The following is a 13,289-nucleotide window of genomic DNA, read 5'->3' on the forward strand; positions in this document are numbered from 1 at the left end:
GCCTTGAACGGCTGTTTCGCCTTCCAGCCGGGGTTCTGCGGCGCCAGCGCCTTGACCCGGTCGAGCACGAAGGCGAGCTGGACATACATCGGCTGCTCCACCCACAACGTGCCGTCATTGTCGAACACCGCGATACGCTCGGCGGGTGCGACGAAGTCGGGACCGCCCTGCGCCGTGACCCGCGAGACGAAATCGGTGATCGATGCCTTGGTCGGGCCCTGGTTCCAGGACGGCAACGGGTCCGTTTGGGCGGAGGCCGAACTGACTGTGAAACTTAAGGGAATGGTGAGAGCCGGCAGAGCCGCCAGGCCGTTGAGCAACATGCGTCGGTCGATGTCGGCGGAAGAACCGATCAGCTTCATCCTTGCCTCCCTTCAATGCCGGCGAGAAACAGAACTTAGTACATGAATGGTCCCGGTCCACCCCAGGGGCCGAAATCGAAGGCGTTCTGGTTCATCACTGCCGTCATCTGCTGCTCGTTGGCCAATTTCTGCGCGAAGACCATCTGGCGGAACTGGGCGTAAGCCGCCTGGTTGCCGAAATAGACGCATTGGCAGACGATCGGATCGGCGTAGACGTAGATGATCTGCGAATTCTTGACCTGCTGGACGAATTTGTTGGGCGGCAGCTTCTTCATCGCCGCGACGCGCTCCGCCGTGTTTGCGGGCTGCGGGGTGAAGCCGGCGGCCGAGAGCAGATCCTCCTTGTGCTGCACGGTCTGGGAGGTGGACTGGCAACCGGCCAGGGCGAGCCCGGCGGAGAGCGCAAGGGCAGTGAAGGCGTAGGATGGCATGACGTCCTCCGGATAGTTTGGGGAATGCGGGGTCGAATGGACTCGAGGCCCTTTCAACGGGGCTTCGCGGACTCGCACCGGGACCCAGGTGTGACGAGGGAAGGTTCAGCCGGAAAGGCTTGGGCCGGATCGGAAGATCCGGCCCAGGACGAGCCTCAGTTTCCGGCCGCAGCGCCGAGCAGATAATCCTTCTGCAATTGCCGCGTGCTTGACGGATAGAGCGTCTGGCATTCACGCCAATAGCCGGACTTGGGCGCCCGGTTGTTGGGATCGGCGCAGATCGCGGCGAGTTGCTGCGCTCGTGATTGCGAGCTCTGGCAGCCTGACAAAATCAATCCGATCGATAACGCGATGCCGGTCATGACATAGGTCTTCATGACGTCCTCCCTTGAAAGAGGTTCTGGTGCTCGCCAGCCTGATGGAAGGGAGCAGGCGCCCCCGAGCAGGACGCCTGCCTGGTTGCTTTCGCCAGCGCTCAGTCGGACCGGCCTTTCGAGTTCTTGATCTGGTCCATGACCTGATCGAGGTTGTAGCTCGCCGGGTCCTGCATCGGCGGGAAGTCCTTGTAGGAGAGAAGCTCCTTCATCCACAGTGCCTGGCCGATCGGCAGCATGTTCCAATCGTAGATATAGGCGGTGGAAGGGGAGCCGATCGAACCGCCCATACCCAGGAGCGTCTTGTATTGCGAGCCGATCGCGGTCTCGAAGGGATCACGCTTGATATTGACGACCTGGGCCCAGTGGAAGGGCAATACCCCGGAGATGAAGCCGGCCGGCGAATCTGAGACCATCGCGAAATAGATCTTCCAGTTCTTGTAGCGTACCGCCGAGGGGTCCTTTCCGGAATAGTAGAAGAACGTATCGCGTGCCGACTTTTCCGACCGTCCGAGCAGGTATTCGACCTGGTCGACGCCATCGAGCTTGGTCTTGACGATGCCGGGATAGCTGCCGGCCATGATGCGCTGGTTCAGCGCGTCGCCCTTGTCTCCGCCCGCGAGGTTGACGAGGGTCGGCAGCCAGTCGAGTGACGCGAAGATATCATTCTTGATTGTGCCCGGCCGGATGCCGCCGGCTGGCCAGCGCACGAGCGCAGGCGCGCGCATGCCGCCTTCCCAGGTGCTCAGCTTGCCGCCCTTGAAGGGCGTGGTGCCGCCGTCCGGGAAGGTGATCGTCTCGGCGCCGTTGTCGGTGGTGAAAACGACGATCGTGTTGTCGAGCTGGCCCATGTCTTGCAATTTCTTGAGCACGACGCCGATATTGTCATCCAGCTGCTTCATGCCGGCCTCGTTGAGGCCCCAGTCCTTGCCGCCGGGCTCGCCGATCATGGCCTCGTATTTCGGCGACAGCATGGTCGTGATGTGCATGCGGGCCGGGTTGTACCAGGCGAAGAACGGCTTGTTGGTCCGCCTTGGGTCATTGCGCTCGAGGAAGTCGACGACCTTGGCGGAGATTTCCTCGTCCACGGTCTTCGAGCGTTCCAGGGTCAGCGGACCTTCGTCCCGGCAGGTCTGATTGGCCGCGGTGCCATTGGAGGATGTGCAGGAAATCACGGGACGTGGCGGCGTCAGGCAAACGGTTGTTCTTGGATCCACCGCGCCGGGAACCGCGGGAAGGCCCGGGATCGGCGTGTTCAGGCATGGCGGAGCGACCGTCTGCTGTGTCGGGGTCCTGTTGATGTCGGGGAAGCTCACACCCTGCATCGCATCGAGGTGATAGAGATAGCCCCAGAATTCCTGGAAGCCATGCGCGGTCGGCAGCGCGTCGGTGTGATCGCCGAGATGGTTCTTGCCGAACTCGCCGGTGTTGTAGCCGAGATCGATCAGGAATTTCGCCAGCGCCGGGGTACCCGGCCGCAGATAGGACGGGCTGCCCGGCAACTGGGGCGGGATCATGCCGGTGCGCAGCGGATGCATGCCTGTGAAGAAGGCATTGCGGCCAGCCGTGCAGCTCTGCTCGGCGTAGTAGTGCGTGAAGAGCGCGCCTTCCTGTCCGATCCGGTCGATATGGGGCGTCTCCCCAACCATCAGGCCGCGGTGGTAGATGCTCGGCTGCATGATGCCGATGTCGTCGCCCATGATGAACAGGATGTTCGGTCGGGATTGCGCCTGAGCAGGGGCCGGCGCCTGTGCCGGGGCCTGTGCGACGGCCGGCGTCAAGGCGCTTGCACAGATGAGCGCGGTAGCTCCCAGGAGAGCCGTTCGCGTGGTGTCGCAGGCGCTGGCAAGAATACGGCTGAGCCTCGTTCGGCTGTCAGCGGGGGCAGTGCTCGTAGTTCCGGCGAGAATGTCATGCTTCACGGCATATCCTCCTCTTTTAGATCTTCGAGACTCCGCGCCGGACGCAGCGGAAGCCGATATGGCTTGCCGAGGTGTCGACGAGTTGGGGGTGGCGTGCCGCCGGCCGGTAGCGGCGGCAGTAATTGGGCGCACACAGGTGTGAGCCACCCTTCAGGACCCTGCGCGGGATCCTGAGTTCCGGATGGCATGGGTCGTAGCTCTGATCCTCGCGCCCGCCGCGCGGGTTTTCCGGGATGCAGCAGGCTTTTGGCGCATCGGCGGCGTGCCTCGCCACGTAGAAATCGCTCGTCCATTCCCAGACATTGCCGATCATGTCGTAGAGGCCGTAGCCATTGGGGGGGAAGGCGGTAACCGGCGAGGTGCGCGTAAACCCGTCCTGCGCGAGGTTCTGTCGCGGGAAGTCGCCCTGCCAGGTATTGGCCATGTGCTGGCCKCCGGGCGTGAACTCGGCGCCCCAGGCGAACTCCGCGCCGTCGAGGCCGCCGCGGGCCGCGAATTCCCATTCAGCCTCGGTCGGCAGGTCGATCCCGGCCCAGTGCGCATAGGCCAGCGCATCGGAGAATGCCACGTGCACCACGGGATGGTTGTCGAGCCCGTGAATGCTGCTCCTCGGGCCGTAGGGATGCCGCCAGTCAGCGCCCTTCAAGTAAGTCCACCACTCGCCCCAGAAGCGCAGGTCAGCGGGATGGTCGGGGGGCGAGAAGACGAGAGAACCAGCATAGAGCATCTCTGGCCGGGCCGCCGGGTAGTCCTTTGGATCCGGACACCGCTCCGCGAACGTGACGTGTCCGGTGGCGCGAACGAAGTCACGGAACTGGCGGTTCGTGATGGGCGTACGGTCCATCCAGAAGGCGTCAACGGTAACCTGGTGAACCGGAGCCTCTTCAGGGTAATGGCGATCCGCCCCCATGCGGAACGTGCCGCCGAGTATGACGAGCATATCTCGCGGAGGCGCAGTTGCCGCACTCAACGCTCGTTTCAGTGGATCGCTGGGGGCAGCGGACGGTCGTTCCGTGATTTCAAGACTTCGCATGAAACACTCTCTGAGTGCTCGGCTCTCAGGTAGGCTGTACCGATAAATCGGGGGTCGCTCTACTGGACCATGGCCCAGTATCGAGGCTCTCCGGCCTCCGGGATTTCCCGAGGCCCCGCGGTCAAGGTTCAACCGCTGACACCATGCCTATGCCGAAAAAGACTGGGCGCCCAAGAGCTTCGGCCCCGGCAAAAATGCATCTCGACAGGGTAGAGGTGACGCTGAATAATGCGGCCTCCCAGAACTTCGAGACCTTCCACGTGCCGCTGCGGTAGTAAAGATGGAAGTTCGATTACAACTTGCAGCAAAGACCACCCGAGGTGTTGGAGCGTTGGGCCTGCTCCTTCTGGTGCTCGCCTTCCCTTGGCTGGCTCCGGCTGCGCGGTCCCAGCGGAAACCAGCGCGCATCCTCTTTCTGCATGCGTTCAACTATACATTTCCGGCCACGGCGGCCATCAGCGAGGCCGCGCGAATTCGGTTCTCGGAACGCGCTCCTCACAAGATCGAGATCGATGCCGAGTTCCTTGACCTCGCGCGCAGCTCCGACCCCGCGCATGAGGATCGGATGGCGTCGTTCCTGCGTGACAAGTACGCGCGCTCCCCCCCGGACGTCATCGTCACCCTGGGGAGCCTGGCACTGCCCTTCATCATCAAGCATCGCGCCACGATCGCCCCCACCGTACCCGTCGTGTTTACGAGCATCTCGTCGGCAACCTATGCCATCTCACGACCGCCTCCCGACGTCACCGGGATCATCACGGAGTTCAATCTGGAAAAGACGCTCGCATTGGCGAAGGCGCTGCAGCCCAATTCAGGGCGCGTCGTGATGATTGCCGGGAGCGCCGAAGTGGATCGCCGTTGGCAAACCCAAGCGCAGGCGACGATGCAGGTTCACGCCGAGTTAGAAGCCACGTACCTTTTCGGCCTGCCTTATGACACTCTCGTTGCAGAGTTGGGACGTGTTCCCGCAGACGCAATCGTTATCGTCCTGACGGTGTTCGCGGACGGCACGGGCAAGAGTTTTGTTCCGGCCGAAGTCGCGAGTGCGCTGGTCGCGCTTTCCCCCGCTCCCGTCTATTCACCTTACGATACCTATCTGGGCAATGGCACGGTTGGCGGCTTCATCGAGACGTTCGAGTCTGTCGGCATAGCCGCAGCCGACCTCGCACTTGAAATCATTGCAGGCGCTGACCCGGCCGCGCTCCCGCCACGAACAAATCCCGGACAGAGCTACCGCGTCGATGCCAGGGCGATGCAGCGTTGGAATCTGCGGGAAGGCAATCTTCCGGCCGATGCCGTGGTCCTGTTCAAACAGCCGACGATCTGGGACCAGCATCACAATCTGGTGCTTGCGGCCCTCGGCACCTCTGCCCTGCAGATGGCCGTTGCCGGCGCGCTGCTGCTTCAGATGCGCAGAAGGCAGCGTGCCGAATCTCTGCTCAAGGAGAGCGAAGAGCGGATGACCTTCACAGCGGCATCCGTGAACCTGGCCCTCTGGCAATTCAACCGCGAGACCAACGCGCTCTGGGCGACAGAGCACGCGCGGGCCCTGTTCGGTCTTGGGGAGGATACTCCCCTCTCCCGCGATGCGCTCCTTGCCGCAATCAATCCCGAAGATCGCGCAGGAGCGATGAACTCGCTCACGAAGGCGGCCAACAGCGACCAGTCGGCCGTCGCAGACGTTCGCGTCATGCGGGATGGCGAGCCGCGCTGGATACGGATTCGCGCGCGGTTTCATCCCGCCCCCGGGGTCGATCCGAAGCAGCTCAGCGGAATCTTCATCGACGTCACCGACCAGAAGATGGCCGAGATCGAAACGGCCTTGCAGCGCCAGGAGGTGGCGCACCTGATGCGGGTTTCGGTACTGGGCGAACTGTCGGGCGCGATCGCCCATGAGATCAATCAGCCGCTCACCGCAATCCAGTCCAATGCGGAAACGGGGCTCGATTTGCTTGCCGCCGCTTCGCCAGACCTGGCTGAGCTCCGCGATGTGTTGCAGGATATCGTCGACGATAATCGCCGGGCCAGCAATGTCATCCAGCGCTTGCGTAACCTGCTCAAGAAGGGGGAGACCACGGCTGTCCCCGTCGATGTGAATGAGCTCGTCACGTCGACGCTGGCGCTGCTCCATAATGAACTCGTCAGTCGCAGGATCAGCGTAAACCTCGAACTGGCGGGTGGATTGCCCGGGACGGTCGCGGACCCCGTCCAGCTACAGCAGGTCCTGCTCAACCTCCTGGTCAACGCCATGGACGCGATGGCTTCCACCCCCACGCCCGAACGAAACATCGCCGTTTCGACTTTGTGTACGCCGACGAGGATGATCGAAGTCCGCGTCAAGGATTGCGGACCCGGGATTCAGCCGGAAGCCGCGAGCCACGTGTTCGAGCCCTTTTACACGACCAAGCCAAACGGACTTGGCCTTGGACTGGCGATTTGCTCGACCGTCGTCGAGGCCTATGGTGGCGAGGTCGAACTTGCGAACGACGAGGCCGGCGGAGCGGTCGCGAGCCTCTTGCTGCCAGCCAAATCGCCGATCTCAGCCGAGTGAGCGCCCGATGTTTACAGTCTTCCTCGTTGATGACGACACATCAGTGATCAAGGCCTTGTCCCGCCTCCTTGGCGTAAGGCGATACACGATTGCGGCTTTCACATCCTCGCAGGAGTTTCTCGCGGAACATGACGCTTCCATTCCAGGCTGCGCCGTCGTTGACGTCTGCATGCCGGGCCTCGATGGCCTTGAACTTCAGCAGGCACTGACAGCCACGGCGATGAGTCGGCCGGTCATCTTTCTCACCGGCAAGGGCGACATTCCGACCACAGTGCGTGCCATGAAGGCGGGCGCCGTCGATTTCCTGACCAAGCCGGTCAGCGCCCAGGATCTGGTGGCCGCCATAGAACGCGCGAGGGAAGCAGATTCTCGCGCCCGGCAAGCGCAAGCCGAGCTGAACTCGGTCGAGAGCAGAATTGCAACCTTGACGCCCCGCGAGCGTGAGGTTCTGACACATGTGGTTGCTGGAAAGCTGAACAAGCAGATCGCATACCAGCTCGGCACCGTCGAAAAGACGATCAAATTCCACCGTGGGTCGATCATGAAGAAGCTCGGCGTTCGTATGGTCGCCGATCTGGTGCGCCTGACAGAGAAGGCCGGCATTTCCGCGTAGTCGCCCCGCGATGCGTACTGGCCCAACGGTCAGGTCGACAACGGGAAAAAACCGCCTCACGTTCCGCCCCATGGGGCAGGATTCTTCCTGGATCGCTATCGTGGACGACGATCCGTCCGTGCTGAAGTCCCTGAGTCGGACGCTGAGGGTTCGCGCCTATGAGACGAAGATCTTCAGCTCGGCCCGCGAATTTCTGGAGGTCTTGCCCACGGGGACGCCTGCCTGCCTGATCCTTGACTTGCAAATGCCTGGGATGACCGGCCTCGAGCTGCACCATCAATTGGTCAAGGCTGGCGTCCATATTCCGACCATCATCATTACGGCCCATGGTGACGGGATGCGCGAGCCGTCTCACCCCTCGGACATCGTCGCCGTTCTTTCGAAGCCGTTGCGGAATGCGAACCTATTCGACGCGCTCGTGATTGCACTCGGATCAACTGGAAAAAATGATGCTGTGAGTGTGCCGAGCCGAGACTGACCCCGTGCAGGAGTTGGCGAATGACACGCCTGGTTCTAGACCTGCTCCGCCCCTATCGTGGCTGGCTGCTCATCGCCTTTGGCGCAATGCTGGTCGAAATTGCCGCCAGCCTCGCCGCGCCCTGGCCGCTGAAGCTGGTCCTGGACGATGCGCTCGGCAACCATCACTTGCCTGAATGGCTAGCATGGCTGCATCAGTACGGTTTCAGCCGCAACACGACCGGTGTCGCGCTCTTTGCGGGCGTTGCCACTCTGCTCATCGCCATCATCGGCGGGATAGCGACCTACCTGGACAATTACTACACCACGAGCATTGGCCAGTGGATTGCCAATGATCTACGCATCCGCATCTATGAGCACCTGCACCGTCTGTCGCTGCGATACTATCAGAATGCCAAGATCGGCACCCTGATCTCCACCATCACCTCCGATGTCTCGACCCTGCAGAGCTTCGCCTCGTCGTCGACGTTGAGTATCGTCGTCGACCTTCTCACGATCGTCTTCATGGTCGGGCTGATGTTCTGGCTCGACTGGGACTTCACCTTGATCGCAATCGCCGTCATTCCCTTCCTCCTKGTCTTCATCATGCGCTTCAAGCGGGCGGTGAAAGAGGCGACGCGCGTGGTGCGCGTCAGGCAGAGTGAAGTTCTGGCGGTCGTCGAACAGGGCCTGGGCTCGGTCCGGGCGGTCAAGGCGTTCGGGCGGCAGGATCTCGAACTCGCGCATCTGCAGGATGTCAGCCAGGYGACAGTCGATGCGGCGCTGAAGGCACGGCGGGTCAAGTCCCTGCTCTCGCCGGTGGTCAGCATCGTGGTCGCGTTCTGCACCGCCATCGTTCTCTGGAAGGGAACGGCGCTGATCATCGCAGGCACCATGACGGCCGGGTCACTGACGGTCTATCTCGCCTATCTCTCAAAATTCTTCAAACCCGTTCAGGATCTTGCCAGCGCCACGACGGCAATCGCGCAGACGACCGTAGCGCTGGAACGCATCCAGACGATCCTCGCAGCCGACGAGATCGTCTTCGAACGCGCCGATGCGGTTGATCCGGGGCGCGTCAAGGGCGCGATCACCTTCGAGCATCTCGCGTTCGGCTACGAGGCCGATGTGCTCGTGCTGCGCGATGTTTCCTTCTCGATCGCGCCTGGGCAGGTCGTTGGCATCGTCGGGCCCACGGGCTCAGGCAAATCCACCGTGCTCAGCCTGCTGCCACGCTTCTATGACGTGAAGAGCGGGCGCGTCCTGATCGACGGCACGGATGTCAGCACGTTCAAACTCGCCGCCCTGCGCGCCCAGATCGGTTTCGTGCTGCAGGAGACGGTGCTGTTTCGCGGGACGATCCGGGAGAACATCGCCTATGGGCGGCCAGGTGCGACAGACAAGGAGATCGTGGCGGCCGCCAGGATCGCCAATGCCGACGAGTTCATCGCCCGCATGCCGCATGGCTATGATTCCATGGTCGGGGAGCGCGGCGATACGCTGTCGGGCGGCCAGCGCCAGCGCATCGGCATCGCCCGGGCCGTCGTTCGTGACAGCCCGATCATGATCCTCGACGAGCCGACAGCGGCGCTCGATACCGAGTCCGAGCACCTGGTGATCGAGGGGCTGCGGCGGCTGATGGCGGGCCGCACCGTCATCATGATCGCCCATCGCCTCAGCACGATTCGAAATGCCGACAAGATCATCGTGCTGAAAGACGGGATCGTTGCGGAAGAGGGCCCGAATGACGAGCTGATTGCCCGCGGCGGGATCTATGCCGAACTCAACCGCGCCCAATTCGAAACGACCGCGGCCAAGTGAGGTCGCCCCGTCCCTTCCTGCGCAAATCAAGGAGTGCCGGCCATGTCGCACAAGCTGATTGTCCTTCCCGACGACACCCCCGATGCCATCCTCGCACCGATCAACGCCGCCACGCGGGTGCTCAATATCAGGATGTTCCTGTTCACGGACCCGACCCTGCTTGGCGCTGTGCTCGCAGCGAAGCAACGCGGCGTCCAGGTGCGCGTCATGCTCAACCCGGCGCGCCGCGACGGCGCGAGCGAGAACGAGGAGACGCGCCAGGTGCTCGACGCTGCCGGCATCGAGGTGCGCGACAGCAGCCCGGCCTTTGCTCTCACCCACCAGAAGTCGATGGTGATCGACGATACGATCGGCTTCGTCGAGTCGCTGAACTGGGAGACGCGGGATCTCACCGAGACGCGTGATTATGCCGTCACCACCACCGACAAGCTGGAAGTCGCGGAGATGGTGCGCTGCTTCGAAGCGGACTGGGTACAGACGGAGTTCGCGCCCGATCCTGCGTCGAAGCTGATCTGGTGCCCCAATAACGGCCGAGAACGGATCGCGGCCTTCATTGACGACGCCAAGCAAACCTTATGGCTGCAGAATGAGCGTTACCAGGACACGGTGATCATCGAGCGCCTCGTCCGGGCGCTGAACCGCGGTGTTGAGGTCCACATCATGGCGCGGCAGCCGCACAAGCTGAAGAGCGACAAGCTGGTGGAAGGCGTCGGCGGCCTGCGGATCATGGAAGATGTGGGAGCCAAGATCCATCGGCTGAAGAATCTGAAGCTGCACGGCAAGATGCTCCTGGCCGACGAGAAACGCGCGATCGTCGGCTCGATCAACCTGACCCCCGGCAGCTTCGATGCACGGCGCGAGCTCGCCATCGAAACCGACGCCCGCCACCTTGTCGAGCGCCTGGTCGAAGTCTCGCATCACGACTGGAAGCATTCGCACCGGCTGGACCTGTCGGACGAAGGGTTGCTGGCCGATCTGCAGAAGCATGGCGTCGATGGCGCCGGCAAACTCGCGATCGCGAACAAAGGTTCGTAGCTGGGATGGGCGAGAACCAGATTTCTCAGGTCCAGCGATCCCGCCCGATGCGCAGGGTGCGCTGCTCAGGCGCAGGCGGCGCTCAGTGCAAAGTGGTCACACCGTGCATTTGCAAGGCTTCGACCACGCCGTCGAAAATCAGGCCGCCCCCGATCGCGGAGACGAAGAACCCGACAATACACGTGATCGCGTCGATCCCCATCGKCCCGATTCTTTGAGTGAGCTTCTCCCGTCGAACCGTATTGCATTCCCAATGCATCGAATACTGTCGTAGACACAGCGGAGCCTCCGCCACAACATTGTCGACATGTATCACACAAGCAACACACGGTGATGATTGCGCATTGCAAGCAATACCTAATCTGGCACTCAGCAGCGAACTCTGTTCCAATGATCAAAGATGGTCTGGATGACAGACGGAGCACATCATGACTGGACGACGCACAGGCTGCGGACGATTCGGACTGAGGGTCGCGCTCGCCATCTCAATCGGCTTGGCGAGCTCTTTCGCCATCGCCCAGGAGGGCCCCGAAAAGAGCACCGACGATCTTGCCAAGGCGGCGCAAAACCCCGTTGCCGACATGATCAGCCTGCCGTTCCAGAACAATTCCAACTTCAATGTCGGCCCGCATAAGCAGCTGCAGAAYGTCCTCAACATCCAGCCCGTGATCCCGATCACGCTGAAYAAGGACTGGAACCTGATCACGCGCTGGATCACGCCGGTGATCKCGCAACCGGCCCTRACGGTGAATGGYGASCGCGAGTTCGGCCTCGGCGACATCAACCCGAGCTTCTTCTTCTCGCCGAAGCAGCCGACGCACGGCATCATCTGGGGCATCGGSCCGACCTTCGTRTTCCCGACCGGCACCGACAAGACCCTSACCRSCGGCAAGTACTCGGCSGGYCCSGCYTTCGTYGCYCTGGCSATCGAAGGSCCCTGGGTCGTCGGCGTYCTCGYCAACAATGTCTGGTCCTTCGCGGGCAAGAGCAACCGCAGCGCGGTCAAYGCGATGACGCTSCAGCCCTTCGTGAACTACAATTTCCACGGCGGCTGGTAYCTGACCTCGTCTCCCATCATCACCGCCGACTGGGAAGCCGGCCACGGCGACCGCTGGACGGTGCCGATTGGAGGCGGTTTCGGGCGCGTGTTCAAGATCGGCCATCAGGCCATCAACGCGCAGCTTGCAGCCTATTACAATGTCGCAAAGCCCAGCGGCGGCGCCGACTGGCAACTCCGGGCCCAGGTGCAGTTCCTGTTTCCGAAATAGCCCGGCGAACACGCCGCATCGAACGTTCAACCCAGTACCGTTCTGGTTAGGGCTGCACCATGGCAGCCGCGACTGGTTCGGCCCATTCCTCACTCCCCCTCGCATGGTTTCGCGAGGCTAGCCCAGCAGGAACCGATACCCGCTTGCAATCAGCAGGCCGCGCGCCGGCAATCCTTTTTGATGAGGCAACGCTTCCCCGCGGTTATTGCTGGCCAAGGCCGGAATAATAGGCAGCAATCATCGCGATCTCTGCGCTCGTCAGCTGGCGAGCGATGGAGCGCATTTGCTCCCTGATGTCATTGCGGCGGCTCTCCGTGGCAAAGGCCTGCAGTTCCTGTTCGAGATAGGCACGCTGCTGGCCTCGCAGGCTCGGAGCGCCAATCGTCAAGCCGAGCGGTCCGTGACATGCCGCACAGGGCGCCATGCCTCGCCGGGGATCGCCGACTTCGATCAGGGTTCGGACGTTGGAGGTCGCTGGATCGCTCTTTTCCGGAGGCCCGGCAACGGGGAGCGGGAGCGACGCAAAGTGCTTCGCGAGATCGAAAACATCCTGCTCCGACAGGGATGAGACGAATACTCCCATTACCACCGGGTTGCGCTTGCCGCTCCGGTAATCCGCGAGCTGCTTGTAGATCGCGTCCGCGCTCTGACCGACGAGATTTGGGAAGGCCGCGTCAGTGCTGATGCCGTTCAGGCCGTGGCAGTTGTTGCAGTTGACCGCAAGCGCTGCACCGCGCGCCGCGTTACCTTGCGCAAGCTGCTGTCGCGTCGAGGCGGTCCAGGCAACCGTCGAAGCGGGCTGTGCGGCTATCGCGACGGGAGCCCGCGCACTTGCGTTGGGCAGGCCGACTGCACGGCAAATCACGCTCCAGAGATCGAGACCTTCGGCGCCCCTCTGGACGGATGGCAACCATATGAAGCCGATCAGCACCGCGACGATGAACAGCGCGACGGTGGCGCTGATCCATACGGCGAACCGGGAATCGCGCGATGCTTGGCGCCCCCCGCTGCTCATCGTACCTGGCTCGAATAGGCAGGAACGCTCGTCCTGTTCAGGAAAAGAAACTGGGCCAGTGGATAGCCATAATTCGCGGCGGTCAGGGCCACGACCAGCAGCGTCCAGACCCCGAAACTGTTCAGGGATTTGGGCAGCCGGCGAGGAGGATTGACCGCAAGGGAAAATCTGAGCGGCGGGATCGTGGCTTTCGGGGCACGATGCGATGCGAGCAGCACGCCCACGAGCAGCATCGCCGAGACAACTAGGATGAAGCCGCCGATCGTCGACAYGCTCACCCAGATCGCCTGCGGCGCGAGCGCCGAATTGGTGAAGTCGTAATAGGCCATGCGCCGCGGCTGTCCCATGACACCGACCAGATGCCAGGGTAGCGTGACGACCATCATGCCGACGAACCAGGTCCAGAGC

Annotated in this window: 11 protein-coding genes and 2 pseudogenes; 6 read left to right on the forward strand and 7 right to left on the reverse strand. The window is 62.4% G+C overall.

The genetic code is table 11. The features are described from left to right. The 5 genes and pseudogenes from AC1D34_RS23645 to AC1D34_RS23665 all read right to left on the reverse strand — a co-directional run. A pseudogene (locus AC1D34_RS23645) lies at nucleotides 1-362 on the reverse strand (haloacid dehalogenase-like hydrolase); the annotation flags it as partial. Nucleotides 363-397: 35 nt separating this feature from the next. Further along, nucleotides 398-793 (reverse strand): hypothetical protein, encoded by a 396-nt coding sequence (locus tag AC1D34_RS23650; RefSeq protein ID WP_441493107.1) that lies wholly within the window; start codon nucleotides 791-793, stop codon nucleotides 398-400. A 155-nt stretch (nucleotides 794-948) separates the two neighbouring features. Continuing rightward, a complete protein-coding gene (locus AC1D34_RS23655) occupies nucleotides 949-1,170 on the reverse strand; it encodes a hypothetical protein (protein WP_441493108.1) in 222 nt (73 codons plus the stop codon). Nucleotides 1,171-1,268: 98 nt separating this feature from the next. Further along, nucleotides 1,269-2,948 carry an arylsulfatase gene (locus tag AC1D34_RS23660; protein WP_476770409.1) on the reverse strand — a complete coding sequence of 560 codons (1,680 nt, stop codon included), beginning with the start codon at nucleotides 2,946-2,948 and terminating at the stop codon, nucleotides 1,269-1,271. A gap of 157 nt (nucleotides 2,949-3,105) precedes the next feature. Next, nucleotides 3,106-4,029, reverse strand: a complete 924-nt coding sequence (locus tag AC1D34_RS23665) for a formylglycine-generating enzyme family protein (protein WP_476770408.1) — start codon at nucleotides 4,027-4,029, stop codon at nucleotides 3,106-3,108. 424 nt (nucleotides 4,030-4,453) lie between these two features. On the opposite strand from AC1D34_RS23665, the gene AC1D34_RS23670 reads away from it, so the two are divergent. The 6 genes from AC1D34_RS23670 to AC1D34_RS23695 all read left to right on the forward strand — a co-directional run bounded on the left by AC1D34_RS23670 (nucleotide 4,454) and on the right by AC1D34_RS23695 (nucleotide 11,866). Further along, complete coding sequence (locus AC1D34_RS23670) at nucleotides 4,454-6,673, forward strand: sensor histidine kinase (protein ID WP_476825488.1); 2,220 nt, start codon at nucleotides 4,454-4,456, stop codon at nucleotides 6,671-6,673. A gap of 7 nt (nucleotides 6,674-6,680) precedes the next feature. Continuing rightward, nucleotides 6,681-7,286: a response regulator transcription factor gene (locus AC1D34_RS23675; protein ID WP_476825489.1), complete on the forward strand. Its 606-nt coding sequence runs from the start codon at nucleotides 6,681-6,683 to the stop codon at nucleotides 7,284-7,286. Between the two features lie 100 nt (nucleotides 7,287-7,386). After that, nucleotides 7,387-7,764, forward strand: a complete 378-nt coding sequence (locus AC1D34_RS23680; RefSeq protein ID WP_476770405.1) for a response regulator transcription factor — start codon at nucleotides 7,387-7,389, stop codon at nucleotides 7,762-7,764. A gap of 20 nt (nucleotides 7,765-7,784) precedes the next feature. After that, a complete protein-coding gene (locus tag AC1D34_RS23685) occupies nucleotides 7,785-9,563 on the forward strand; it encodes an ABC transporter ATP-binding protein (protein ID WP_476825490.1) in 1,779 nt (592 codons plus the stop codon). Nucleotides 9,564-9,605: 42 nt separating this feature from the next. Continuing rightward, nucleotides 9,606-10,598 carry a phospholipase D-like domain-containing protein gene (locus tag AC1D34_RS23690; protein ID WP_476770403.1) on the forward strand — a complete coding sequence of 331 codons (993 nt, stop codon included), beginning with the start codon at nucleotides 9,606-9,608 and terminating at the stop codon, nucleotides 10,596-10,598. Between the two features lie 428 nt (nucleotides 10,599-11,026). Continuing rightward, nucleotides 11,027-11,866, forward strand: coding sequence for a hypothetical protein (locus tag AC1D34_RS23695; protein WP_476825491.1), 840 nt, complete (start codon nucleotides 11,027-11,029; stop codon nucleotides 11,864-11,866). A 202-nt stretch (nucleotides 11,867-12,068) separates the two neighbouring features. On the opposite strand, the gene AC1D34_RS23700 is transcribed toward AC1D34_RS23695, so the two are convergent. Both AC1D34_RS23700 and AC1D34_RS23705 read right to left on the reverse strand, forming a co-directional pair. Beyond that, nucleotides 12,069-12,881 carry a c-type cytochrome gene (locus tag AC1D34_RS23700; RefSeq protein ID WP_476825492.1) on the reverse strand — a complete coding sequence of 271 codons (813 nt, stop codon included), beginning with the start codon at nucleotides 12,879-12,881 and terminating at the stop codon, nucleotides 12,069-12,071. Continuing rightward, a pseudogene (locus AC1D34_RS23705) lies at nucleotides 12,878-13,289 on the reverse strand (cytochrome C oxidase subunit I); the annotation flags it as partial. The pseudogene AC1D34_RS23705 and the gene AC1D34_RS23700, both read right to left, overlap by 4 nt.

Source organism: Allobosea sp. P1_A7 (assembly GCF_056406775.1).

Coding starts and splice junctions, on each gene's coding strand:
- AC1D34_RS23650 (WP_441493107.1), bottom strand. CDS start 793: ATGCCATCCTACGCCTTCACTGCCCTTGCGCTCTCCGCCGGGCTCGCC.
- AC1D34_RS23655 (WP_441493108.1), bottom strand. CDS start 1,170: ATGAAGACCTATGTCATGACCGGCATCGCGTTATCGATCGGATTGATT.
- AC1D34_RS23675 (WP_476825489.1), top strand. CDS start 6,681: ATGTTTACAGTCTTCCTCGTTGATGACGACACATCAGTGATCAAGGCC.
- AC1D34_RS23690 (WP_476770403.1), top strand. CDS start 9,606: ATGTCGCACAAGCTGATTGTCCTTCCCGACGACACCCCCGATGCCATC.
- AC1D34_RS23700 (WP_476825492.1), bottom strand. CDS start 12,881: ATGAGCAGCGGGGGGCGCCAAGCATCGCGCGATTCCCGGTTCGCCGTA.